Here is a 25,018-nt window from a genome sequence, read left to right on the forward strand (position 1 = left end):
TTAACGGATATAATCTTTAAAATCTTTATGTTCTTCTTTTAATAATTCTTCTTTAGGAAGTGATTTAAAATATTCATACGTCAATTTCATACCTTGACTACGAGATACCTTAGCTTCCCATCCTAAAATTTCTTTTGCTTTCGTTGTATCGGGCTGACGTTGTAAAGGATCATTTTCTGGAAGCGGTTGGTATACAATTTTCTGATCTGTTCCTGTCAGCTTAATAATTTCTTCTGCAAAATCTTTAATTGTAATTTCATCAGAATTACCAATATTTACAGGATAAGGATAGTCTGACAGCAATAACCGATAAATTCCTTCTATTTGATCATCTACGTAGCAAAAAGAACGTGTTTGATTACCATCACCAAAAATAGTTAAATCTTCACCTCTCAACGCTTGACCAATAAAAGCGGGAATTACACGACCATCGTTTAAACGCATTCTAGGTCCATACGTATTAAAAATTCGTACAATGCGCGTTTCTAATCCATGAAAACGATGATATGCCATAGTAATAGATTCTTGAAAGCGTTTCGCTTCATCATACACTCCTCTAGGTCCTATAGTATTTACATTACCAAAATAGTCTTCTGTTTGAGGATGAACTAACGGATCGCCATAGACTTCTGAAGTTGAAGCAATCAAGATACGTGCCTTTTTTACTCGAGCTAATCCTAATAAATTATGAGTTCCTAAAGAACCTACTTTTAAGGTTTGAATAGGAATTTTTAAATAATCAATTGGCGATGCTGGAGAGGCAAAATGAAGAATGTAATCTAATTCTCCTGGAACATGTACAAACTTTGAAACGTCGTGATGGTAAAAGTCAAAATTTTCAAGTTTAAATAAATGTTGGATATTTTTTAAATCTCCTGTAATCAGATTATCCATACCTATAACATGGTAACCTTCTTTGATAAAACGATCACATAAATGAGATCCTAAAAATCCTGCAGCTCCGGTTATAAGAATTTTTTTCATTGTAATTTTGTTTGCGCTAATGCTTCTTTCCAATCTTTAATAGTAATTTTAAAATTAGTTTTAATTTTTGTTTTATCCAACACACTATATTTAGGCCTTTTAGCGGGCGTTGGGTAAGCTTCTGTTGGTATTGGATTTACTTTTATAGATATTGAATTTTGTTTAAAAATTTCTACTGCAAAATCAAACCAAGAACAGACCCCTTCATTACTAAAATTATAGATACCAAATGAATTATGGGTGGTAGATTGTTGCTCTAAAATTTTTAAAATTGCATTTGCTAAATCCACAGCATTCGTTGGTGTTCCAATTTGATCTGCCACTACATTTAGTTCCTCACGTCCTTGAGCCAATCGGAGCATCGTTTTCATAAAATTATTTCCGAACTGAGAATACACCCAAGAAGTCCTGATAATAAAACACTTGGTACAATTGGTCATTACCTCATTTTCTCCTTCTAACTTGGTTTGCCCATATACTCCTAAGGGATTGGTCTGATCTGTTTCAAAATAAGGTTCTTTATTTGAACCATTAAAAACAAAGTCAGTTGACACGTGAACTAATGTTGCATTTACTTTTTCACAAGCAATTGCTAAGTTTTTAGGACCAATGACATTAACTAAATATGCTTTTTCTTGATCTGATTCTGCTTTATCTACAGCTGTATAAGCAGCTGTGTTTATACAGAAATCTATTTTATTATTATCAAAAAAAGTATTTACTTGATCTTGATTTGTAATATCTAAATCTTGTGAGCTAGCAAAAATAAATTGCATCTCAGCGTACTGAGATGCAATAAATTGTAATGACTGGCCTAGTTGTCCTGAAGCTCCTGTTACTAAAACTACCATACTTTTCGAGCATTTTCTAGAGTTGGTAATATTTTATCTTTTCCAGATATAATCAACTCTGATTCAGGTATACCCCAATCAATTGCTACAGTTGGATCGTTATAAATGAGTCCTCCTTCACTTTCTTTGTTATAAAAATTATCACATTTATAAAAAAAGGAGGCCTTATTACTCAATACAATAAACCCGTGAGCAAATCCTCTTGGAATATAAAACTGTTTTTTATTTTCAGCCGTTAATAAGATACTATAAGATTGACCATACGTATCGGAATCGGGACGTAAATCTACAGCTACATCTAATACTTCACCTTCTAGTACTCGTACTAATTTAGCTTGAGCATATTCTCCACATTGGTAATGTAAACCTCTCAAAACCCCTTTTGAAGAATACGATTGATTGTCTTGTACAAAATTTACTTCTTTCCCTATTCCTTCATTAAAAGTGTTTTGATTAAAACTTTCCATGAAATAACCTCGTTCATCATGAATAACTTTAGGTTCTAATACAAAACAACCTCTTAGTTTGGTCTCTATAAAATTCATTATTAGAATATCTTTATTGTTTTATTTTCGTTAATTTTTAATATAAGAATTCCTTCTTTATCAACTACATCTATAACTAATTCATTTGCATTCATGTTGTATTTAGAAAATATTAATTTACCATTAATAGTGTATAATTCCACATTTCTCATATCTTTTGATTCGATCTTTAATTTTCCTTCTGATCTAACAATATTAATATTATCTTCTGAAGATAAACCTTTATTTAATCTTGCTGTTATAGGACCAGGACTTGAATAAGCATATTCAAATGTTTTACCACTTTCATTTGTTTTTATGATTTGAATATTATTATCAAACAAAGATCTTGAATTTTTAGTAATAGACAATTTTATATTTTGGAAAGTTGCGTTTTCACCGTATGGATTTGAAACATAAAATTTACTAGCATTATTATTTATTATTATCATACATGGATTATCTACTTTAACAACTAATCCACCTGACAAATTTAAGGTATATGGTTTAAAAAAAGCAATATAATATTGAGAAGTAGCAGAATCATATACGGCATGACAAGATTCATTTTGAGATTCAATTTTTAAATTGTTTTTTGCTTTTGCTGCTTCACTTACAATATTAGAATCAGTTACATTCGGCATTAATAAATACGCATAGTTTATTTTACTAGGATTAACACCATGATTTATATACATTTTAAAAAGATCATTTTCAGTAGAAATGGTATATGTATTACTATCAAAAGGTACGTAACCAATACCAGAAGATAAGACAAATGTATTGGCATTTTTTGTCATATTAGTATTAGCATTTAACTGAAAACGAGTGCCATTTTGAAAATATGACAATTTAGAAGCGTCTAAATTTGTTTGGTTAAGCGTTGTATATACATCCGAAGTTCCATTCGTTTGAGATATTTCTGAACCTAATGCAAGTACTAGATTTCCTATAAAAAACCATGATTTATTAGCGGTTATGCCTTGTTTATCATAGATCATAGCTGATGCTCCATTTTTCCCATCAGATACTCCTCCTGCAAAATCATTGTTGTTTTTACCCTCTTTTCCCCAATTAGGTACAGGTAATGTTATTGTGTTTTGTTCAACAGTTGTTCCTGGAAATTGTCTTGGGTTAAATTTAGAAAAATATGTTCCATTGTATTCATTTCCTGTATGAATTGTGTAATTCACTCCTGCCCCTGCATAATAGTTATAATTCCCTGAATTATTACCTGCTTCAGCACCTACTGTTCTAGTTGAAGTCATTCTAACTGTAGATAAGAAATTTGATCTTTTATGTGCCATATAATCTCCTCTCCAAAACATTTTATTTCCTTCTAAATCCTTTTTTTGTCCTGACATTCTATCATGGGCATCTTGTAATGCGGATTTATTAGCTGTATTTAAGGCAACCATTTTAGTTACAATATTTTTTAGATCATCCATGTACTCGAAAGTATTATTATATCTTCCTGTTGGGTTAGGATCGTAATTTCCTGCATGAAAAAGGTATTGAACATGATCAATTACCATTTTTTCTAAATTAACTAACGTTTGAACATTGTATTGTGTTCCTTTTGTAAATACGAAGTAATCAAGTACTGACTTTAAATATTCTTTTCCATATCCAAAAGTGTATATCTGTCTACCGTTACCACTGTGGCTATAAAATCCATAATCTTTTTCAATACCTTCTCCTCCTTCTTGAATAGATGTTAATCTCTTCATCAAATCACTAAATTGTTTTAGTAAATTTGCATCTTTTTCTGCTACTGCTGCAACAAATGCCCCTATGGTTTTATCTGCACCATTAGCTCCTTCCATGTGGTCTTGTTGTAAATAAGCCCATTCTTGATAATCAATAATTTTTCTATAAAGAGTTGGATTTTTGGTTTTGATTTCTTCAATTACAAAAACAAGTCCTTTATTCATCTCTTTAGGATATGCAATATGTCTATACCACCAGTTTGAAGGTGTATGATTTGTTGTAATCCAAAATTCTATAGATTTAACATAATCGTTATAAACGGATTGATCTTGATAATATGTATTACTTGAATTTGAATACGCTTGGGCTAAACGAGACATTTTACTAAGATGACTTCTTAAATCTTTGTCTTTTATTGTGTAATCAATACCTGTAAAAGACCCGTCTACTTTCAAACTCTTTCTAATATCATCAATATTCTTTTTATTTGGATTTTGAGTGTATTCACTTTTAATATTGTCTAGCATTTTATCAAAATCGGTGGTGTTCTGTGCATTAATTCCTAATGCAAACAGAAAAAATAGAAAAATTGTTTGTCTCATAATTTTGTGAATTATAAAAACAGCCCTATATAAGTGCTTGTTTTTAATTTATTATTATTTGATTTATTTGTGTACTACAATATGTACAATAAGGAATACATATTGTAGTACTTTTATTTTTTTAAAAGTTTTTTAATGGAAATCATTCATTTAAAATAAGAAGTCATTTTAATTTTTTATGAATGATTTTTGATTCCATTAATTATTGTTTAGTGTACAGTTTAAGTAAAAGCAAAGATGTATTTTAACTGAATATTTGCTCTAAGATTTTTATTGTAATTAAATAGGTGGGTTTTACACCTGTAGTTCCTAATCCTCCTGAAGCCAGTGTGCTTCCTGTTTCTAACGGATTATCTGATGCGTAGTACGCATAACGTACTTTTACATTAGGATTGATGCTTTTACGTATTTTGGAAGCTGATTGAATAGCTTTTTGATAATACGCTCCTTCCATTTCTAAACCTATAGCTGCCCAAGTAGATTCGTGGAAGAATTTAAGCAAATCTCTATTTTGTAAAGAAGTTCCTAAAACAGTTATCATAGGACCTTCGTAAACTGGAATATCGTTTCCTTCAAATAGTTCTTTTGTTAGTTCATTTTCAAAAGGATAATTATCTGCTGTACCTTCATTAACGTGCGAGTTAGGAATCATAATATCACCTTTACCTCCTTCTAGAATCCCTGCTTTACCCATAATAGAAACAGATTCTACGTTCAGGAATATTTTTCCTTTTTCTGTTTTATAAGGTTTTAATAATTCATCAATTGTTTCAAAGGCTTGTTCTCCAAAGGCGTAATCCATTACGATTAGAACAGGGGCTTGAGTCGTAGTATTTGTTAGAGGGAAAGCTGTTTTTTTCCAATCAAACTTAGCTGTATCAAAAATCTGAACATCAATATTAGTTCCTGATGTATCGGGTATTGAAATCATACCATTTTGTAAAGCAAAGTCCTCTACTTTTTTACGCAGTTCTTTATTACCAGATGCTGATAAGTCTTCATAAATTTGGTATTCTCCTTTTCCTTTGTATTTAGAGGCTAAAACATAAGGTGCAAATACTGAATTCATTACGCTGTGCATATTAGCACTAATAATATGAATAGGTCTTTCTAATAATTTATTATCTGCTAAGGTTTTTTTGATATTAGTTGCCCATATATCTCCATAAATATGGTGTCCTAAACGTTCTCTTAAAATTGGGCTGAAAGTAATTGTACGTTTATTATTGTCAACTACTTCTTCTATTGCTAATTTTCCTAACCAATAAATTACATGTAAGAAACGATCTGGTTGTGATGCGTTTCCAAAAGAGTCATAGATACTGTTTACTTCTGCAAAAGTTCTCCCTAATACATTCGCAGCATGTGAAATAGCTTTTTCACGTTCTATTAATGTTAATTTTTTTGTTTGTAATGCAGCTTGTTCTAATTTTTGCCAATCACGTGAAACTCTTCCTTCATCACTAATTAATACACGATCTTTAATTTTGTGTGATTCGATAAAAATAAAAGTCAAGTGTGTTAAAATATCATAGATATCCGAACGTCCTCTTGTAATTTCTACATTCATTTGTTCGTCATCAATTCGATAACAATTTCTACGACGTTTAGGAGGAACAATTGGTTGAAAATGCGAATTAGAATACCCTTCATCGGAAGTTAGGTTGATATAACGACATTCTTCAATTCCTACTGGCAAACGTTCAATTACATACAACAAGCCGTTTAATTCTACTTTTTCTTCTGCAATGGAACCATAAATTTCTGGACGAAGTTCTAATAAAGCTTCGCGTAAAGTATCCCCTGAAACGCCCATTGGTTTATAAAAACCTCTGTTAAACAAATGTCTCATGGTAATGTACAGTCGTTCGATAGCCGCCGACGACTCTTGCGCTCTGGAGCGCGAAATGTTCTTGATTTCTATCATCATTTATATTTTTCTAACCTGCGAATGTACGATTTTATTCGGCAATTTATAATAAAAACAGATAAGAATCAAAGTACTTCCCAATATTGTATTTATTTTAACACTTTGAGAAAATAAAAAAACCCTTGAATAACATAATAATTACTTCAAGGGTTTCACTTTTATTAAAATAGTTTAAACTACCAAATTTTTATTCTATTTTCAGGTTTAACAAAGAGTTTATCTCCTTCTTTAATATTAAAAGCTTGGTAAAAAGCGTCTACGTTTGTAAGTGGTATATAGGCACGATAGATTCCTGGAGAGTGTGGATCTGTTTTTACTTGATTTTTAATTGCTTCATCTCTCATTTTGGAACGCCATATAGTTGCCCATGAAATAAAGAAACGTTGTTCTGGCGTAAAACCATCAATTGTAGCAGGTCTACCATTTTTACTTAAGAATAATTGTAATCCATCATAAGCTGCATTAACCCCCCCTAGATCGCCAATGTTTTCACCTAGAGTAAACTTTCCATCAACAAAAATACCTGGTAGTGGTTGTAAAGCGCTGTATTGTGATGCTAAGGCATTTCCTAAGCCTGTAAATTGTTTTAAATCTTCATCTGTCCACCAGTTTTTTAAATTTCCATCAGCGTCATAACGAGAACCTGAATCGTCAAAACCATGTGAAATTTCATGTCCTATTACGGCTCCTATTCCACCGTAATTTACTGCTTCATCTGCTTTATAGTCATAAAATGGCGGTTGTAAGATAGCAGCCGGGAATACAATTTCATTATAGGTAGGGTTAAAATACGCATTAACTGTTTGCGGAGACATACCCCATTCTGTTTTATCAACAGGTTTATTTAATTTTTCTATATCATCTTGATAGGCCCATTTTGCAACATTTTTCATGTTTTCAAAATAATTTCCACCAGCTTCCTTCGCTACAATTTCTAGTTTAGAATAATCTTTCCAGTTGTCAGGGTATCCGATTTTAATGGTTGACTTACGTAATTTATCAATCGCTCCTTTACGTGTTTCTGGAGTCATCCAAGGAAGTTTATTTATACGATTTTCAAAAGCTAGAAATACATTTTCAATCATTGCTTTTGCTTTTGCTTTTGCTTCTGCTGGGAATTTTTTTTCAACATATAATTTTCCCAATGCCTCACCTACAGTGGCATTTACAACTTGTAAAGCTCTTTCTTCACGGGGTCTTTGTTTTAAAGCACCTTGTAAGGTTTTACTGTAAAAATCCCAGTTTGCTTTTTCTATTTCAGTAGTCAATTCATTTGATGATTCATCTAATAAAATCCAACGTAAATAAGCTTTCCAATCCTCTATTTTATTAGCTTTAAAAATAGTTTCTAAAGCTTCCATGTATTTAGGCTGCGAAACAATAACTTGTTCTATTTTACCAAGTCCTATTCCTTGTAAATAAGCATCCCAATTTACTGATGGTGTTAATTTTTGTAAATCAGCAACAGTCATTGGGTTATATGTATTTCTTCTATCACGACGCTGTACTCTATCTAATCTAGGTCTAGCCATTTCTATTTCTAGAGCTAAAATTTTCTCTGCGTTTTGTTTTGCTAGTTCTGGTTTTTCGCCTAAAAATTGTAACATACGTGTTACGTGTAAAACATATTTTTCACGTTTTTCTTTAGAATCTTTATCATCTGAGATATAATAATCACGATCTGGCAGACCTAAACTACCTAAACTAATGTAAACTACATTTTTATTAGAATCTTTAGCATCGGGACCAACACCTGCATTATAAAATCCTATACCTCCTTCTGGGGTTAATTCTGTAATTAATTTATTAAGGTCTTGTACATTTTTAATAGCATTAATTTTTGCTAAATAAGGCTGCAAAGGCTTGATACCTCTTTTATTTCTTGTGATGGTATCCATATAGGTTTTATAAACATTTACTGCCTTTCCTTGATCTGATTTTGCATCTAAATTTTTAGATATAGCTTCTTTAAGAATTGCTAAAGCATCTTTATCTGTGTTAAAACGCAACTCATCAAAACTTCCCCAACGTGTTTTATCTGCGGGAATTTCTGTTTTATCATACCAAGCTCCGTTTACATAACGAAAGAAATCATCTCCTGGCTTTACATTCTTATCCATGTAATTAAGGTTAATTCCTGGTTTTTCTTGAGCTATAACACTTATCGAAATAAACGATAATAGTGTCATAACACGCCATACAGTTCTTCTCATTTTTTTGTTTTCTTCTATAATTATTTAATGCCTATTAGTATACTTTATAGTTTTTTGTTACAAAATACATTCAAAAAACGATTTGATTATGTTCTAAAAAATTAAATTAAGTAAAGATTTAGTATTTACTCCTTAAATTAGGTTTTATACCTTTGTACAAAGTTAAGTTATGATTGAAAGAATAAAAAAATATCGCGTTTTTATAATCACATTAAGTGTGATTTCTATATTGTGTATTTCACTTTTTTATATGGTTTTAAAACCTAAGAAAACATTACCTATTTACACCCCTTCAATGGTTAATCCAGAATTAGTAGATACTACCGTACAACACATTGCTAATAAACATTTAATTCCTGATTTTACTTTTATCAATCAAGATGGAAAAATTGTAACTCAAAAAGATTATGAGGGCAAGATTTATGTAGCTGATTTCTTCTTTACGAGTTGTCAAACTATATGTCCTTTGATGACAAATAATATGTCGTGGTTACAAGAACAAATTAAAAATAATCCTAAAGTTATGCTTCTTTCTCATTCTGTAACACCTGATATAGACAGTGTTCCTGTTTTAAAAAAATACGCTTTGGAAAAAGGTGCTATTAGTGGAAAATGGAATTTGGTAACAGGTAATAAAAAAGATATCTATTATATTGCTAGAAAATCCTATTTAGCGGTTAAAACAGGCAAGCCAGAAGAGCTTTATGATATGGTACATACAGAAAACTTTATTTTAATAGATCAAAAAAAACGAGTAAGAGGTTTTTATGATGGCACCAAAAGAGAAGAAGTAGAAAAATTATTAAAAGATATAGAATTTTTATGTACTGACGAAAAAAAATAGTAATTTAACCAGCCCCCAAATTATAAACTATGAACAAAACATTAAATGGAGTAATGAACTTACTCCTACTTTTTAGTTTTTTAACAAAAGCGCAAAGTAATCAACGTGTAGAAAATGATTTATTTTGTGAAAATCCTGCCACTGTTAAGATATTAGATTTATCTAATAAACAAATGACCAAAATTCCACCCGAAATTGGTAATTTCGTGAATGTAGAAAAATTATATTTAAAAAATAATACCATTGTTTCTCTACCAATTGAAATAACAAATCTGACTAAATTAAAAGAAATTTACTTAACTAATAATCTTATTCAACGCTTTCCTATCGAAATTTGCAAATTAGCTTGTCTAGAAAAACTAGAATTAAACAAGAATAAAATGGAATATATTTCACCATCCGTTGCCAAATTAAGTAAATTAAAGAAATTAGATATTAGTGGTAATAAAATTTCTGACTTACCCATAGAAATGGCTGGTATGATTAATCTTACAGAATTAAATTTTTCTAATAATACTATTAAAACTTTTTTTCCAGGTATTGAAAATTTGAGAAATTTAAAAATCCTAAACGCAGAAAAAAATAAAATAGAAGTTTTTCCTACAGAAATAGGTTTATTAACAAATCTTACAACACTTCTTTTAAATCAGAATAAAATAACTGTATTACCCGAAGAGATTGGCAACTTATCTAAATTAAGTTATTTGAATTTAGAAAAAAATATGATTAAAAAAATACCTGCTTCAATTGGTAAATGTATCACAATATCGTATCTAGATTTAGATGAAAATCAGTTACGCACACTGCCTGAAGAATTAAATCAATTATCCTTATTAAAAGAAATTTATTTAGGTACTAATCCTTGGTCTTCTTTTCCAGAATCATTAAAACCTTTGCTAGAAAAAATGCTCTATGGACAATCAGACGAAGTAAAAAAAATAGTAACTCAAAAAAAACCTACAGCCGACTAAATATCGGCTGTTTTATATAAATTAGTATATTTACCTTTCAAAAACATATATAATGGACTTTTTATACCAAGATCCGTATCCTATTTTAAAAGATGATACGCAATATAAAAAACTGACTTCTGATTACGTAAATGTAGAACAATTAGGAGATCGTGAAATCCTTAATATAGATCCTAAAGGGTTAGAATTATTAGCTGAAGAGGCCATGAAAGATGTTTCTTTTATGCTCCGCTCTTCTCATTTAGAAAAACTTCGCAAAATAATTGATGACCCAGAAGCAACTGATAATGATCGTTTTGTAGCTTACAACCTATTACAAAATGCTATTGTTGCGGCAGAAGGTGAGCTCCCTTCTTGTCAAGATACAGGAACTGCTATTGTAATGGCCAAAAAAGGCGAAAATATATTTACTGGTTCAGATGATGCTGAGTGGCTATCAAAAGGTATTTTTAATACCTATCAAAATAAGAATTTGCGTTATTCTCAAATTGTACCAATTTCAATGTTTGAGGAAAAAAACTCAGGTTCTAATTTACCCGCTCAAATTGATATTTACGCAAAGAAAGGAAGTTCATACGAATTTTTATTTCTAGCAAAAGGTGGTGGTTCCGCAAACAAAACCTTCTTATATCAAAAAACAAAATCGCTTTTGAATGACAAATCAATGGACGAATTCATTCGCGAAAAAATTATGGATTTAGGAACAGCAGCTTGTCCTCCTTATCATCTAGCCATTGTAATTGGAGGAACTTCAGCTGAGGCTAATTTAGCAGCTGTTAAAAAGGCTTCAGCAGGTTATTATGACAACTTACCTACTTCAGGTAATATGTCAGGTCAAGCTTTTCGTGATTTAGAATGGGAAGTTAAAATTCAAAAAATTTGTCAAGAGAGTGCTATAGGTGCTCAATTTGGAGGCAAATATCTAGCACACGATGTACGAGTAATTCGTTTGCCTCGTCATGCAGCTTCTTGTCCCGTTGGCATGGGAGTTTCTTGTTCAGCAGATCGAAACATTAAAGGAAAGATAACAAAAGAAGGCATTTTCTTAGAACAATTAGAAACCAATCCAAAACGCTTCTTACCCGAAACAGCTCCTCACTTAGAAGAACCTGTAATCATAGACTTAAATCGCCCAATGAAAGAAGTCTTAGCAGAATTATCTAAATACCCTATTAAAACTCGTTTAAAATTAAATGGTACTCTAATTGTAGCACGCGATATTGCACATGCTAAGATCAAAGAACTATTAGATGCTGGCAAACCAATGCCTGAATATTTTAAAAATCACCCAATATATTATGCAGGCCCCGCTAAAACTCCACAAGGAATGCCTTCTGGTAGTTTTGGTCCTACTACTGCAGGTCGTATGGATGTATATGTAGATGAGTTCCAAGCAGCAGGTGGTAGCATGATTATGTTAGCAAAAGGTAATCGTAGCAAGGATGTAACAAATGCTTGTCATAAATATGGAGGCTTTTATTTAGGTTCAATAGGTGGTCCTGCTGCTATTTTAGCTAAAGAAAATATTCTTTCTGTAGAAATAGTTGATTTTGAAGAATTAGGAATGGAGGCTGTTAGAAAAATTGAAATAAAAGATTTCCCAGCTTTTATTATTACAGATGACAAAGGAAATGACTTTTTTGCAAATCTATAAAGAAAAATAGACTTGACTATTTTTTAATATTTAGCGAGCTTATTTTTATGTAAATTGGCTCGCTAAACTTTTTTAATAAATGAAAAAAATAACTTTCCTATTTTTATTGTTGTCTTCTTTTAGCTTTTCTCAAAATTACGAGAAACATAAAACAGAAGAAATAGCTCTCTCTGAAATGAAAGCAGCAACAAAAAAAATGAATCTAAAGATAAATCCTAATACTCAAAATTATGATTTAATCTATGGAAAACTAGAATTTAACGTTGATCCTAACATTTACAATATTAATGGTAAAGTAACTCTAACCTTTAAGGCTTTAGAAGACATAAAAACTGTTACTTTTGAACTCTCTAAACCTTTAATTGTATCCTCTGTAAAGAAAGGAAATACTGATTTACAATTTATCCATAACATAAATGGAGAACTCATAATTACACTTCCTTCTATTATTACTATTGGAAATGAAGAAACAATTGAAATAAATTACGCGGGTCTTCCTTCTTTTCAAAACAATGCTTTTACGGCTTCTAAACACAATGGTACCCCTATTATATATACACTTTCAGAACCTTATGGATCAGCTGATTGGTGGCCATGCAAACAGGATTTAAATGATAAATTAGAACATATTGATGTATATATAACAGCACCTTCACAATATACTAGCGTTTCAAATGGTATTCAAGTATCCAGAATTATTAACGGTCCAAATGCTACTACTCATTTCCGTCATAATTATCCTATTGCAGCCTATTTAGTTGCCTTTGCGGTAACCAATTATTCTATTAAAAATACAGGAACAGCAGGAGGCAATAACACTCCTCCTACCCCTACTTTTCCAATAATAGATTACATATATCCTGAATTTGATAATATAAATACATCTCATTCATTAGCAAACACAATACCTATTATAAATTTCTTGGAAACAAAGTTAGGCTCCTATCCTTTTCATAATGAAAAATATGGCCACGCACAATTTAACTGGTCAGGAGGAATGGAGCATACCACCATTTCATTTATGGGAAGTTTTAACAGAAACTTAATAACTCATGAAATGGCACATCAATGGTTTGGTAACAAAGTAACCTGCGGCTCTTGGAAAGATATATGGTTAAATGAAGGATTAACTGAATATATCTCAGGTTGTGTAGTTGAAAATTTAGATGGTATTACAGATTTTAATGCGTGGAAATCTTCAAAAATTACTAGTATCACTTCTAATACAAAAGATAATTTATATTTATACGACTACCAATTAAGTGATGTAAACAGAATATTTAGTAACCAAATTACTTACAATAAAGGCTCTATGGTTTCTCACATGCTACGCTATATAATGGGAGATACTAATTTCTTTCAAGCATTACGCAATTATTTAAATGATCCTATATTAGCTTATAAATGTGCATTAACCCCTCAATTTCAAGCTCATTTAGAAGCAGTTCACGGTAGTAGTTTACAAGAATTTTTTAATGATTGGGTATATAAAGAAGGGTACCCTATTTACAACATAAAAGTACATAATTCAGAAACAAATCAAGCTACAATAAGAATTAATCAAATACAATCTATTACTGATAATTCCCAAATTGGGTATGTTTCTTATTTTGAAATGCCTGTACCTATAAGATTAATCCTAAATAATGGTACTCATTTAGATTTAAAATTAAACAATACTTTCAATAATCAGCTCTATACTATAGATTTACCAATAGGAACCTCTGTTAGTAAAATACTTTTTGATCCAAATAATGATATTATTTCCAAAGGGAGTACTACCTCGTTATCAGACGAAAATTTTGAATTATCGACAAGTATAAATTTATTTCCAAATCCAAGTTACGATCAAATACAAATTGAATTACCTAATACAATTCAATTACAAAAAATTAAAATTTTAAACCATTTAGGACAAGAAGTACTAAAAACAAATGAAAAAAAAATAAACATTTATCATTTAAACAATGGGCTTTACCAAGTGCTAATAGAAACAACCCAAGGCAGGGCTCTTAAAAAACTCTTAAAAAAATAATACTCAACTAGATATTTTAAAAAAAGTAAGACGAAAGTCTTACTTTTGCTGTTATAGAAACACTAAAAAGTAAAAATGGATACACTTATTCAAATCGCACAAATTCTGTTTATTCTCTCCGTTCTCGTTATTTTACATGAGTTTGGTCATTATCTTCCTGCTAAACTATTTAAAATAAGAGTTGAAAAATTCTATTTATTTATGGATCCTTGGTTCTCCTTATTAAAAAAGAAAATAGGTGATACTGAATGGGGAATTGGGTGGTTGCCAATTGGAGGCTATGTAAAACTTGCTGGAATGATGGATGAAAGTATGGATAAAGAACAAATGGCTCTACCTCCTCAACCTTGGGAATTTCGTTCAAAACCAGCGTGGCAACGTTTAATTGTTATGCTCGGAGGAGTAACTGTTAATATTGTATTAGCTTGGTTTATTTATATCATGCTTTTTACTACTTATGGTCAAAAATATGTTGCAACAAATAAAATTCAACAAAACGGATTAGCTTTTAGCGAAGTTGGCAAAAAGATAGGGTTTAAAAATGGTGATAAAATCATAGCCATCGACGGAGAACCAGTAAACAAAAATCTTAGAAAAGCAGGAATTGATGTATTATTTGCTAATAAAGTAACAGTGGAAAGAGCTAATACTAAATTAGATTTACCTATAAATGACACACATAGAAGAGAAATTATTTCGTCCGAAGGAAAAAACTTTATAGTACCTAGATTAAGATCTGTAGTAATAGATTCCATTATTCCTGGATTTCCAGCAGATAAAGCTAAACTACAAAAAGCGGATCAAATTGTATCTATTAACAATAACAAGGTGACATTTTTTGACGAATTAAAAGATGCTTTACAAAATTATAAAAATAAAAAAATACAACTAGGAATATTACGTAATGGAAACCTCCTTAATTTAGAAGCTCAAGTTAGTTCAGAAGGAAGTTTAGGTTTTACTAATAAAATGCCATCAGAAGAAGAAATGAAAGCAAAATACTTAGTAACAAATCAAATAAACTTCATACAGGCCATTCCTGAAGCAATCAAAGAATCATACAGCCAGATAAAATACAAAATAAAAGAATTCAAATTATTATTATCACCTAAAACAGGTGCTTACAAAAAAGTAAAGAGTCCAATTGGCATTACTAAAATGCTACCAACTGTATGGGATTGGGAATTTATATGGGGTTTCACCGCTATGTTCTCAATTGGATTAGCTTTTATGAACTTGCTTCCCATACCTGGTTTAGATGGTGGACATGCCATTTTTACCTTAGCAGAAATGATTACTGGAAAAAAATTAAATGATAAAGCCGCAGAAATTGTCCAAACCATAGGAATGGTTATATTATTGAGTTTGATGGCATTAACTTTTGGAAAGGACATATTTGAAATAATTGCACAAAAGTTTTTTTAATTTTTTTTCAAAAAGTGCTTGTATAATCAAAAATCTGTCTTATATTTGCACTCGCTAAACGGTAATAATCTTCCTCCTTAGCTCAGTTGGTTAGAGCATCTGACTGTTAATCAGAGGGTCCTTGGTTCGAGCCCAAGAGGGGGAGCAACTTTTAGCAAAACATAAAACCCATGAGGTGATTCCTCCTTAGCTCAGTTGGTTAGAGCATCTGACTGTTAATCAGAGGGTCCTTGGTTCGAGCCCAAGAGGGGGAGCAAAAGTCGATACATAAGTATCGACTTTTTTTGTACTTACTATAAACCAATCAAGGATGGATCAAGGATCAAGTGGATCAAGTCCAAAACCGGTTAAGTATATAATTGAAATCACGGAAGAAGTCATACTAAAAATTAAAAACACAAAAGAATGTATTTTTTAATTTCTCCACAACTTTTTAGCTTGAACCGAAATCATCGTTAGTTCGAACGCGAAGCGCATCGAGAATCAATACTAATTTTTATTACTTTATAGGATAGTACCTAAATCAATATTATGTGATTTCTCCCTTAGGTCGAAATGAAAGATTACGAACTTTTTAGACAATCTCAAGATTTAAAAAATAGCATTATAAGGAAATCTCAAAGTTTAAATAGTATAAATAAGACTACATTCTTATTATCAAACAAAAAAACAAAAACATAACACACTAAAAATCAATATATTGATTTTTTAAATTTATTTTTTTTAAAAAAAATGCGTTTTTTTACTTGTAAATCTAGAAAACAGTCGTATATTTGCACTCACAAAACAGAAACACTGTTACAAAAGGTTTGGTAGTTCAGTTGGTTAGAATACATGCCTGTCACGCATGGGGTCGCGGGTTCGAGTCCCGTCCAGACCGCAAAAGCTCTTCTTTAGAAGAGCTTTTATTTTTTAAACACTTCACGTTATTCAATTGTCCATTCAAAGAAGATCTAGGAATCAACACTAAAAACCAAAGATTGGGCACTAAGCAGAAAAATCGGATAACCACTAACAACACTTGCCCCGTCTTTCTAGCACCTCTAAATTACAACTTAATTAATCTTCTCTCCTAAACCACTTTCATCAGAATAATTATTTTAATATATTTGAATACAAAACTTATGATTTTCTAAAATAAAAATAAATAATATGAGCAGAACTTTGTTATTATTACTACTTACACCTTATTTTTATTTAGCTCAAGCAAAAGAAAATACTCAAATCCATACTTTGCTAGACAATTGGCATAAAGCTGCCTCAGAAGCAAAATTCACCCCTTATTTCAAGGCTATGTCTGATCAATCGGTTTTCATTGGTACTGATGCCACAGAAAATTGGAATAAAAAAGCTTTTATGAATTTTGCTAAACCTTATTTTGACAAAGGAAAAGCATGGAGTTTTTCCGTTTTAGAAAGAAACATTTATTTATCTCCTAACAAAAAAATGGCTTGGTTTGATGAGTTACTCAAAACTCAAATGAAAATTTGTAGAGGTAGTGGCGTTCTCATGAAAGAAGGCAAAAATTGGAAAATCAAACATTACGTATTATCTATGACAATACCTAATGATAATACTTCTGAGGTAATCAAAATTAAAGCGCCTATAGAAGACGCTTTAATTGAAAAGTTAAAAAAATAATTATCAAAAATTATCTATAGACATTTTCTTTCAATTGCTTAAACATTTCCTTCGTCATTGATTCTAAATCAAAATCATTTTGCCAATTCCAATCTTTTCTTGCACAAGAATCATCTATACTTGCAGGCCAACTGTCTGCTATCTGTTGGCGAAAATCGGGAGCATAATCAATCGTAAAATCAGGGTATTGCTTTTTTATTTCCTCTGCTATTTCTGCTGGGGTAAAACTCATAGCTCCTAAATTATAGGATGATCTAATTTTTATATCTTCGGCAGATGCTTGCATAATTCCTATGGTAGCTTTTATAGCATCATCCATATACATCATAGGTAATCCTGAATTTTCAGATAAAAAGGAGGTAAATTTACCTTCTGTAATTGCCTTATGATAAATATCTACTGCATAATCAGTAGTCCCTCCTCCTGGAGGTGTACTCCACGAAATTAATCCTGGATAACGTAAACTACGCACATCAACTCCATACTGTTTATGATAATATTCACACCATCTTTCTCCAGTTTGTTTACTAATTCCATAAACTGTCGAAGGCTCCATAATGGTATATTGTGGTGTATTTTCTCTTGGTGTTGTAGGACCAAAAACAGCTATACTAGATGGCCAGTATATCTTTTTTATTTTTCCAACCTTAGCTAAATTCAAAACATGGAAAAGAGAATTCATATTTAAATCCCATGCAAAAGCAGGATTTTTTTCAGCAGTAGCTGAAAGTAAAGCCGCCATTAGGTAAACATCCGTAATTTTGTATTTTTCAACTAAAAACTCTATTTGATTGTAATCTAATGCGTTTACAACTTCAAAAATACCATCATTTACAACATCAATATTTAATTTTCTAATATCAGAAGCAATTACATTTTCTACGCCGTATAATTGACGTAATTTTTGTGTAAGTTCGGTGCCTATTTGTCCACAAGCTCCAATAATCAAGATTTTAGTGTCCATTCTTAAAAATAGTTAGGAAGCAAATATACGTAATTATGATTATGCTGTTTCAAGATCTATTATAGATTTAGTTTCCATTACACAAAAGTTGTATTTTTGTAATCTATAATTTTTTAAAATGAAATCTTTTTTTATCTATAATTTAGGTTTGATCTTAGTTTTTATTTCTTGTAAAAAAGAAAAACAAGACGATTCTATTGAAATTCAAAAATCAATTAAACAAAAAGAATTAGTTTTTAATTCTTTAGACAAAGCTTGGGTTTTTTCTGAAAGAAAACTAACTCCTGAATCAGAAATAATAGCTTTAAACTGGAATGAATGGCGTTTATTTATTAATGAGTTATATCAGAAACCCAAAAGTTCTCTCAATGCTTTTAAATTGAAAACTAAAAATTTGGTACAAAAAGTAGATGTTTTACCCAACACAATTCCCATAAAACTTCAAAAACCCCAAATTAATGTAAGGCTTTCAGCTATCATTACAAAAATTAAAGCTCTAAATATGTTCTTAAATGTTGATCGTATCCCTGAACAAAGAGTAGTCATGTTAGTTTCAGATTTAAATTTAGAAGTAAATGCTTTTAACGATCAAATAGAAGAAATTGTACGTCGTAGTCATATCCAAATGGAGGAAGGAGAGGAAGATATGATTAAACGCATTAATGGAAAACAATCAGAATATTATATAAATCCTGATCTCCAAAATCCAACAAAACAAGAAGTTCCATCATTCGAAGAAATAAAGTAATTATTTTGAATACCGATTATATCAAGCAGTCATTTTTTAATCATTCTAAGATCAGCCAAATAGCTCATTTATTAAACAATGATAACAAAGTTCATCTTAAAGGTTTAATAGGCTCTTCTTTGTCATTTGTCATAGAAGCCTTATTTCAAAAAACAGACAAATCTTTTTTATTATTAGCCAATGAAAAAGAAGAGGCCGCTTATTTATTAAACGATTTAGAACACTTAATAGGAGAAAAAGAGGTTCTCTTTTATCCTAGCTCTTACAGAAGACCTTATCAAATAGAAGAAACCGATAACGCAAATGTCTTACTTCGTTCAGAAGTACTAAATAGGATTAATTCTAGAAAGAAACCTTGTATTATTGTTTCCTATCCTGAAGCCATTTTTGAAAAAGTAGTCACTAAAAAAGAATTAGATAAAAACACTTTAAAAATTTCAATTAATGATAAAGTTTCAATTGATTTTATCAATGAAGTACTATTTGAATACGATTTTAAGCGTGTTGATTTTATTACAGAACCTGGTGAATTTTCAGTACGTGGAGGTATTTTAGATGTTTTTTCTTTCTCAAACGACAATCCTTATAGAATCGAATTTTTTGGCAATGAGGTAGATAGCATAAGAACCTTTGATGTAAGTACTCAATTATCTATTGAAACTAAGAATAAAATTACGATTATTCCTAATTTTGAAAATAAATTATTAGAAGAAAAACGTGAAAGTTTTTTAGAATACATTCATCCTAAAACCTCCATTTTTATTCAAAATGCAGATTCCTTACTAAATAGTTTAGATAAGCTTTTTGCAAAAGCAGAAGAAAGTTTTGAAAAATTATCGAAAGATCTTAAACATGCTACCCCTAATGATTTATTCGTAAACCAAGAAACATTTATCAAACAAGCATTAAATTTTTCAATAGTAGAAATATCTGCTAAACCTACTTTTAAGATTCAAAACACTTTTGAATTTTATACAAAACCACAACCTTCCTTTAATAAACAATTTGATTTATTAATGGAAAATTTAAAAAATAATCGTCAGAATGAGCTAAAAAACTTTTTGTTTTGTGCTAATGAACAACAAGCTAAACGTTTCCATGATATTTTTGAGTCAATGGATGAAGAACAGCACGAACATTTTGCTAAAGATTATGAAACTATTGTTTTACCTCTATACCAAGGCTTTATAGACGAAGAAAATCAAATAGCTTGTTATACTGATCATCAAATTTTTGAACGTTATCATAAATTTTCCATTAAAAATGGATATGCTAAAAAGCAAAATATCACACTAAAAGAGCTAAATTCTTTGAGTGTAGGTGATTATGTAACACATATAGATCATGGAATTGGAAAATTTGGTGGTCTACAAAAAATTCAAGTTGAAGGCAAAACGCAAGAAGCTATTAAGCTAATTTATGCTGATAATGATATTGTATATGTAAGCATTCATTCATTACACAAAATATCAAAATACAATGGAAAGGATGGCACACCTCCTAAGATCTATAAATTAGGTTCAAATGCTTGGAAAACCTTAAAACAAAAAACAAAAGCTCGTGTTAAACATATTGCATTTAACTTAATTCAGCTTTATGCCAAACGTCGTTTAGATAAAGGATATGCTTTTGCACCTGATAGTTATTTACAACACGAACTAGAAAGTTCTTTTATTTATGAAGATACACCCGACCAACTAAAAGCAACTCAAGATGTAAAAGCGGATATGGAAAACGAACGTCCTATGGATCGTTTAGTTTGTGGCGATGTGGGATTTGGGAAAACAGAAGTTGCCATTCGTGCCGCTTTTAAAGCCGTAGATAATAGTAAACAAGTTGCTGTTTTAGTTCCCACAACTATTCTTGCCTACCAACATTTTAGAACATTTAAATCACGATTAAAAGACTTACCTGTAAACGTCAGTTACTTAAACCGTTTTAGAACAACCAAACAAAAATCTGAAATTCTAAAAGATCTTGAATCTGGTAAATTAGATATTATTATAGGTACTCATCAATTGGTCAACAAAAATATTAAATTTAAAGATTTAGGATTACTAATTATTGATGAGGAACAAAAATTTGGGGTAAACGTAAAAGACAAATTAAAGACGATTGCTAATAATGTGGACACATTAACACTGACGGCAACACCTATCCCTAGAACGTTACAATTTTCTTTAATGGCTGCAAGAGATCTATCTGTAATTAGCACTCCCCCTCCTAATCGTTATCCTATTGATACACAAATAATAGGATTTAATGAAGAAGTAATTCGTGATGCTATTTCATACGAAATTGAAAGAGGAGGTCAAGTCTATTTCATAAATAATCGTTTGGAAAATATCAAGGAAATTGCTGGAATGATTCAACGTTTAGTACCCAATGCAAAAGTTGGTATTGGTCATGGACAGATGGAAGGAAAACAATTAGAAGAAATTATGCTTTCATTTATGGAAGGCGAATTTGATGTTTTGGTTGCTACTACTATAATTGAAAGCGGTTTAGATGTACCAAATGCCAATACTATTTTTGTAAACAATGCCAATAATTTTGGATTATCGGATTTACATCAAATGCGTGGTCGTGTGGGAAGAAGTAATAAAAAGGCTTTCTGTTATTTTATAACTCCTCCTTATTCCGTAATGACCGAAGAGGCGCGTAAACGTATTCAAGCATTGACACAATTTAGTGAATTAGGCAGCGGTTTTAATATTGCAATGAAAGACTTAGAAATTCGAGGTGCTGGTGATTTATTAGGTGGTGAACAAAGCGGTTTCATTAATGAAATTGGTTTTGAAACCTATCAAAAAATTATGCAAGAATCTATTGAAGAATTAAAAGAAAACGAATTTAAAGATTTATATCCAGAAGAAAGTAATATTGAAACAAAGGAATATGTAAAAGACCTTCAAATTGATACTGATTTTGAACTGCTTTTTTCAGATGAATACATAAACAGTGTAACTGAACGTTTGAATTTGTATAATGAATTAGCGATCATTAAAACCGAAGAAAAACTACAAGAATACCAAAAACAATTGGAAGATCGTTTCGGGAAATTACCTAAATCTGGTTTAGCCTTATTAGATAGCTTGCGTTTAAAATGGAAAGCAACTCATTTAGGAATTGAAAAAATAGTATTAAAACAAGGTAAACTGGTTTGTTATTTTGTAGGAGATCAACAAAGTGATTACTATCAATCTTCCCGTTTTCACAAAGTCTTACAATTTATACAACAAAATGCAAATCTTTGCAAAATGAAGGAAAAAGAAACTAAAAACGGGCTTCGTTTATTGTTAACTTTCGAAAATGTAAAATCTATCAAAAAAGCATTAGAGTTAATTCAAATGATTTAGAAAAATATCTTAAATTTCAAAAAAGGTAAAAAACTCATCAAGAAAAGAAAATTTTCTTGATGAGTTAGATGAAATCACTTACTTAGTTGAAAAATTCTATTTCGTTAACTTTAAGTCTTTAATTATTTTAAAGGCTTTATCTACTACATTATCATCTACTAATACTGTAAATTCATTAGAGGTAGAAATAACTTCATATATAATAATACCCTCCCAAGCAAGGCGCTGGAAAATAAAATAATAAATACCAGGGGTAACAGTATTTTCTTTAGGAAGTTTAACAGTTATAGAGGAAAGATTTTCTAATTTTTGAGTTAATCTTTCATCCTTAAAATATTTATCAACGAGTTCACTTACAGAATCACTAACAACTATGTTCGTTTCATTAACACCTCTCGAAGAAGTAAAAAATACATCTTGTCGTTTATTAAGCTCAGTTATTAACTCGGCTTGTTTTTGAAAAATACTATCAGAAACTAAATACGTATAATCATTCAAAGAAGAACGAACTGTTATTTCACCGATTTCTCTTAAAACCTTTGTAATCTTATGGTTTACCTGAAAGCTTAAATCTTCCGATAGTCTTTTCAGAGCCATAATAATAGCACCTTGTTTTACATCTTTTCCTAATTCAGCTTCGAGCTCTTCTGTGATTAATCTTGCTAAAGAAGTAAGATTGATAATACCTTGCGATAACGCATTTAATAAAAATGGCTTAGACCTGATGTAGTTTTCTACTACAGAAGAAATTGTTTTCATTTCTGGGGAATTTAAATTTTAATTTTCACTCATTGTTAGTTTGTTTTTTAGAATATATAATGTAAAATAAATAACCTCACAGTATGCAAATATATTTATAATTCACAAAATAAATACAAATTTTTTATCAAATATAATTTATTGTTTGTTTTTTCACCTTTTATTAAAAATAATAAAACGCATCAACTAAGTGTTCTATTGTGTGAACTTCATTTTTTTTTATTATTGCTATAATATCGAAACGAATTTCAAGATCTAAATTTGTTTCTTGAACATACTCGTCTATTGCTTTTACCAATAATTTTATTTTCTTTTTATTAACAAAATCTTCAGGATTACCATAGTCAACAGAAGTTCTAGTTTTAACCTCTATAACAATTAACCAATTGTCTTTACGTGCAATAATATCTATTTCAGCTTTTCTAGCTTGATAATTTTGTTCTAAAATTTCATAATTGTTTTGAAGCAAATACTCAACTGCGGCTTTTTCTCCTTGTTTACCTATTTCGTTATGTTCTGCCATACCTTTTATTTTTATTAACAATAATTACTTCTATTATTATGGTTTAAAAATAACCTTAGAACATTCTTTGTTAACATCTAATACTACTTCTGATCCAAGAATCAATGCTCTGTTATCTTTTATATGACCTGCTGGAAATTCGTAAATAATAGGAATATTGTATTTTTTTGTTACATCTTCCACGATTTGCAAGGCATCTTTACCCCAAGGAATTTCATTATCTTTCATTTTGGTCATTCCTCCTACAACAATTCCTTTAATACTTTCTAAACATCCATTGCGTTTCAAGTTCATCATCATACGATCAATATGATATAAATATTCATCAAGATCTTCTATGAATAAAATTTTATCTGTACAGTCAATCGCTGAAGCAGATCCAAATAAACTATACAAAATGGATAAATTCCCTCCTACTAATTGTCCTTTAACCAATCCTAAACGATTCATAAAATGCGGCAAAATTGTATATTCTAATTGCTCATCATTAAACAGTGCTATTCGCATAGATTCTTTCGCTTCTTTGGTTGCTTTAGCCACAGTTACTGGCATTATACCATGAATACTTTTATATCCCATTGTATTTAGATGGCTGTGTAAAACGGTTACATCACTAAAACCTACAATCCATTTTGGATTTTGCTTAAACTTAGTAAAATCTAACAAATCAATCATTCTTACAGTTCCATACCCCCCGCGTACACACCAAATCATTTTAATATTTGGATTATCTAATTGCTCTTGAAAATCTTTTGCGCGTTGCTCATCTGTTCCTGCTAATTGATTTAAGTCTAAGCCAATTGTACTACCTATCTTAACTTCTAATCCCCAACTTTTTAGCAATTCTATTGCGGGTTTTAAATTATCATCTATGTTTTTACGAGCTGTAGCCACAATAGCTACGGTATCTCCTTTCTTTAAATAAGGTGGTGTAATCATATTTTTTTGTGAATAAGAACAATAAAAAATTAAAAAAAATAAAAGATGAAATTTCATGTTTTCTGAAAAATACTTATAGATTGCAAAACTAACTAATAAACCGAAACAAATAAGTATGAAGAAATATTTACTTATATTAATCTTATCTTCTTTATTCGATAAATATTTTCTGTTTATATAAAATATTCTCAAAAAATATTATACCTTTTAAACTTTGAAATTTCCTCATAATACTATTTTTTTAATCTTGAGACTGTCCAAAAAGTTCGCAATCTTTTCATTACGGCCAAAGGGAGAAATTACATAATATTTATTATGAGACTCCTATTTACGTAGGAGTGA

At 30.5% G+C, this 25,018-nt stretch carries 18 protein-coding genes and 3 tRNA genes; 11 read left to right on the plus strand and 10 right to left on the minus strand.

What is annotated here, in order from left to right; all coding sequences use genetic code 11:
* The 6 genes from ACUXZJ_RS02945 to ACUXZJ_RS02970 all read right to left on the minus strand — a co-directional run bounded on the left by ACUXZJ_RS02945 (position 1) and on the right by ACUXZJ_RS02970 (position 8,790).
* Positions 1–984 (minus strand): UDP-glucuronic acid decarboxylase family protein, encoded by a 984-nt coding sequence (locus tag ACUXZJ_RS02945; RefSeq protein ID WP_060381333.1) that lies wholly within the window; start codon positions 982–984, stop codon positions 1–3.
* Complete coding sequence (rfbD, locus tag ACUXZJ_RS02950) at positions 981–1,835, minus strand: dTDP-4-dehydrorhamnose reductase (RefSeq protein ID WP_060381332.1); 855 nt, start codon at positions 1,833–1,835, stop codon at positions 981–983. The genes ACUXZJ_RS02945 and rfbD overlap by 4 nt, the downstream gene beginning before the upstream one ends.
* Positions 1,829–2,380, minus strand: coding sequence for a dTDP-4-dehydrorhamnose 3,5-epimerase (rfbC, locus tag ACUXZJ_RS02955; protein WP_060381331.1), 552 nt, complete (start codon positions 2,378–2,380; stop codon positions 1,829–1,831). Before rfbC ends, rfbD begins: the two co-directional genes overlap by 7 nt.
* A 2-nt stretch (positions 2,381–2,382) precedes the next feature.
* Complete coding sequence (locus tag ACUXZJ_RS02960) at positions 2,383–4,671, minus strand: polysaccharide lyase 8 family protein (RefSeq protein WP_060381330.1); 2,289 nt, start codon at positions 4,669–4,671, stop codon at positions 2,383–2,385.
* Positions 4,672–4,915: 244 nt separating this feature from the next.
* The gene (locus ACUXZJ_RS02965) at positions 4,916–6,598 is read right to left on the minus strand and encodes a DUF6909 family protein (protein ID WP_060381329.1); all 1,683 of its coding nucleotides are present in this window, start codon (positions 6,596–6,598) and stop codon (positions 4,916–4,918) included.
* Between the two features lie 179 nt (positions 6,599–6,777).
* Entirely contained in the window at positions 6,778–8,790 is a 2,013-nt protein-coding gene (locus ACUXZJ_RS02970) for a M13 family metallopeptidase (RefSeq protein ID WP_060383786.1), read from the minus strand.
* Between the two features lie 193 nt (positions 8,791–8,983).
* Between ACUXZJ_RS02970 and ACUXZJ_RS02975 the strand changes: the two genes are divergently transcribed.
* From ACUXZJ_RS02975 to ACUXZJ_RS03015, 9 genes are all read left to right on the plus strand, one after another.
* A complete protein-coding gene (locus ACUXZJ_RS02975) occupies positions 8,984–9,658 on the plus strand; it encodes an SCO family protein (protein ID WP_060381328.1) in 675 nt (224 codons plus the stop codon).
* 29 nt (positions 9,659–9,687) lie between these two features.
* Positions 9,688–10,629 carry a leucine-rich repeat domain-containing protein gene (locus tag ACUXZJ_RS02980; RefSeq protein ID WP_060381327.1) on the plus strand — a complete coding sequence of 314 codons (942 nt, stop codon included), beginning with the start codon at positions 9,688–9,690 and terminating at the stop codon, positions 10,627–10,629.
* A 52-nt stretch (positions 10,630–10,681) separates the two neighbouring features.
* Positions 10,682–12,283, plus strand: a complete 1,602-nt coding sequence (locus ACUXZJ_RS02985; protein ID WP_060381326.1) for a fumarate hydratase — start codon at positions 10,682–10,684, stop codon at positions 12,281–12,283.
* Positions 12,284–12,362: 79 nt separating this feature from the next.
* Entirely contained in the window at positions 12,363–14,318 is a 1,956-nt protein-coding gene (locus ACUXZJ_RS02990) for a M1 family aminopeptidase (RefSeq protein ID WP_063743439.1), read from the plus strand.
* Between the two features lie 75 nt (positions 14,319–14,393).
* The gene (gene rseP, locus ACUXZJ_RS02995) at positions 14,394–15,743 is read left to right on the plus strand and encodes an RIP metalloprotease RseP (RefSeq protein ID WP_060381324.1); all 1,350 of its coding nucleotides are present in this window, start codon (positions 14,394–14,396) and stop codon (positions 15,741–15,743) included.
* A gap of 71 nt (positions 15,744–15,814) precedes the next feature.
* A tRNA-Asn gene (locus tag ACUXZJ_RS03000) sits at positions 15,815–15,888 on the plus strand.
* A gap of 35 nt (positions 15,889–15,923) precedes the next feature.
* Positions 15,924–15,997 (plus strand) — tRNA-Asn (locus ACUXZJ_RS03005).
* A 552-nt stretch (positions 15,998–16,549) separates the two neighbouring features.
* Positions 16,550–16,623 (plus strand) — tRNA-Asp (locus tag ACUXZJ_RS03010).
* A 272-nt stretch (positions 16,624–16,895) separates the two neighbouring features.
* Complete coding sequence (locus tag ACUXZJ_RS03015; protein ID WP_060381323.1) at positions 16,896–17,384, plus strand: nuclear transport factor 2 family protein; 489 nt, start codon at positions 16,896–16,898, stop codon at positions 17,382–17,384.
* Between the two features lie 10 nt (positions 17,385–17,394).
* On the opposite strand, the gene ACUXZJ_RS03020 is transcribed toward ACUXZJ_RS03015, so the two are convergent.
* On the minus strand, positions 17,395–18,348 hold the full coding sequence (locus ACUXZJ_RS03020) for an NAD-dependent epimerase/dehydratase family protein (protein WP_060381322.1): 954 nt from the start codon (positions 18,346–18,348) through the stop codon (positions 17,395–17,397).
* A 118-nt stretch (positions 18,349–18,466) separates the two neighbouring features.
* Here ACUXZJ_RS03020 and ACUXZJ_RS03025 point away from each other — a divergent pair, with 118 nt between their 5' ends.
* Entirely contained in the window at positions 18,467–19,096 is a 630-nt protein-coding gene (locus ACUXZJ_RS03025) for a hypothetical protein (RefSeq protein ID WP_060381321.1), read from the plus strand.
* Between the two features lie 5 nt (positions 19,097–19,101).
* A complete protein-coding gene (gene mfd / locus ACUXZJ_RS03030; protein ID WP_060381320.1) occupies positions 19,102–22,455 on the plus strand; it encodes a transcription-repair coupling factor in 3,354 nt (1,117 codons plus the stop codon).
* A gap of 96 nt (positions 22,456–22,551) precedes the next feature.
* Here mfd and ACUXZJ_RS03035 read toward each other — a convergent pair whose 3' ends face one another.
* From ACUXZJ_RS03035 to ACUXZJ_RS03045, 3 genes are all read right to left on the minus strand, one after another.
* The gene (locus ACUXZJ_RS03035) at positions 22,552–23,214 is read right to left on the minus strand and encodes a hypothetical protein (RefSeq protein ID WP_060381319.1); all 663 of its coding nucleotides are present in this window, start codon (positions 23,212–23,214) and stop codon (positions 22,552–22,554) included.
* Positions 23,215–23,377: 163 nt separating this feature from the next.
* Complete coding sequence (locus ACUXZJ_RS03040) at positions 23,378–23,737, minus strand: YraN family protein (protein ID WP_060383785.1); 360 nt, start codon at positions 23,735–23,737, stop codon at positions 23,378–23,380.
* A 36-nt stretch (positions 23,738–23,773) separates the two neighbouring features.
* The gene (locus ACUXZJ_RS03045) at positions 23,774–24,676 is read right to left on the minus strand and encodes a S66 peptidase family protein (protein ID WP_235588334.1); all 903 of its coding nucleotides are present in this window, start codon (positions 24,674–24,676) and stop codon (positions 23,774–23,776) included.
* Positions 24,677–25,018 lie beyond the last annotated feature (342 nt).

Source organism: Flavobacterium sp. TN-1, assembly GCF_052828645.1.

What these genes read in the sequence shown, in the direction of transcription:
- ACUXZJ_RS02945 (WP_060381333.1), bottom strand. Translation starts at nt 984, where the DNA reads ATGAAAAAAATTCTTATAACCGGAGCTGCAGGATTTTTAGGATCTCAT.
- rfbD (WP_060381332.1), bottom strand. Translation starts at nt 1,835, where the DNA reads ATGGTAGTTTTAGTAACAGGAGCTTCAGGACAACTAGGCCAGTCATTA.
- rfbC (WP_060381331.1), bottom strand. Translation starts at nt 2,380, where the DNA reads ATGAATTTTATAGAGACCAAACTAAGAGGTTGTTTTGTATTAGAACCT.
- ACUXZJ_RS02960 (WP_060381330.1), bottom strand. Translation starts at nt 4,671, where the DNA reads ATGAGACAAACAATTTTTCTATTTTTTCTGTTTGCATTAGGAATTAAT.
- ACUXZJ_RS02965 (WP_060381329.1), bottom strand. Translation starts at nt 6,598, where the DNA reads ATGATAGAAATCAAGAACATTTCGCGCTCCAGAGCGCAAGAGTCGTCG.
- ACUXZJ_RS02970 (WP_060383786.1), bottom strand. Translation starts at nt 8,790, where the DNA reads ATGACACTATTATCGTTTATTTCGATAAGTGTTATAGCTCAAGAAAAA.
- ACUXZJ_RS02975 (WP_060381328.1), top strand. Translation starts at nt 8,984, where the DNA reads ATGATTGAAAGAATAAAAAAATATCGCGTTTTTATAATCACATTAAGT.
- ACUXZJ_RS02980 (WP_060381327.1), top strand. Translation starts at nt 9,688, where the DNA reads ATGAACAAAACATTAAATGGAGTAATGAACTTACTCCTACTTTTTAGT.
- ACUXZJ_RS02985 (WP_060381326.1), top strand. Translation starts at nt 10,682, where the DNA reads ATGGACTTTTTATACCAAGATCCGTATCCTATTTTAAAAGATGATACG.
- ACUXZJ_RS02990 (WP_063743439.1), top strand. Translation starts at nt 12,363, where the DNA reads ATGAAAAAAATAACTTTCCTATTTTTATTGTTGTCTTCTTTTAGCTTT.
- rseP (WP_060381324.1), top strand. Translation starts at nt 14,394, where the DNA reads ATGGATACACTTATTCAAATCGCACAAATTCTGTTTATTCTCTCCGTT.
- ACUXZJ_RS03015 (WP_060381323.1), top strand. Translation starts at nt 16,896, where the DNA reads ATGAGCAGAACTTTGTTATTATTACTACTTACACCTTATTTTTATTTA.
- ACUXZJ_RS03020 (WP_060381322.1), bottom strand. Translation starts at nt 18,348, where the DNA reads ATGGACACTAAAATCTTGATTATTGGAGCTTGTGGACAAATAGGCACC.
- ACUXZJ_RS03025 (WP_060381321.1), top strand. Translation starts at nt 18,467, where the DNA reads ATGAAATCTTTTTTTATCTATAATTTAGGTTTGATCTTAGTTTTTATT.
- ACUXZJ_RS03035 (WP_060381319.1), bottom strand. Translation starts at nt 23,214, where the DNA reads ATGAAAACAATTTCTTCTGTAGTAGAAAACTACATCAGGTCTAAGCCA.
- ACUXZJ_RS03040 (WP_060383785.1), bottom strand. Translation starts at nt 23,737, where the DNA reads ATGGCAGAACATAACGAAATAGGTAAACAAGGAGAAAAAGCCGCAGTT.
- ACUXZJ_RS03045 (WP_235588334.1), bottom strand. Translation starts at nt 24,676, where the DNA reads ATGATTACACCACCTTATTTAAAGAAAGGAGATACCGTAGCTATTGTG.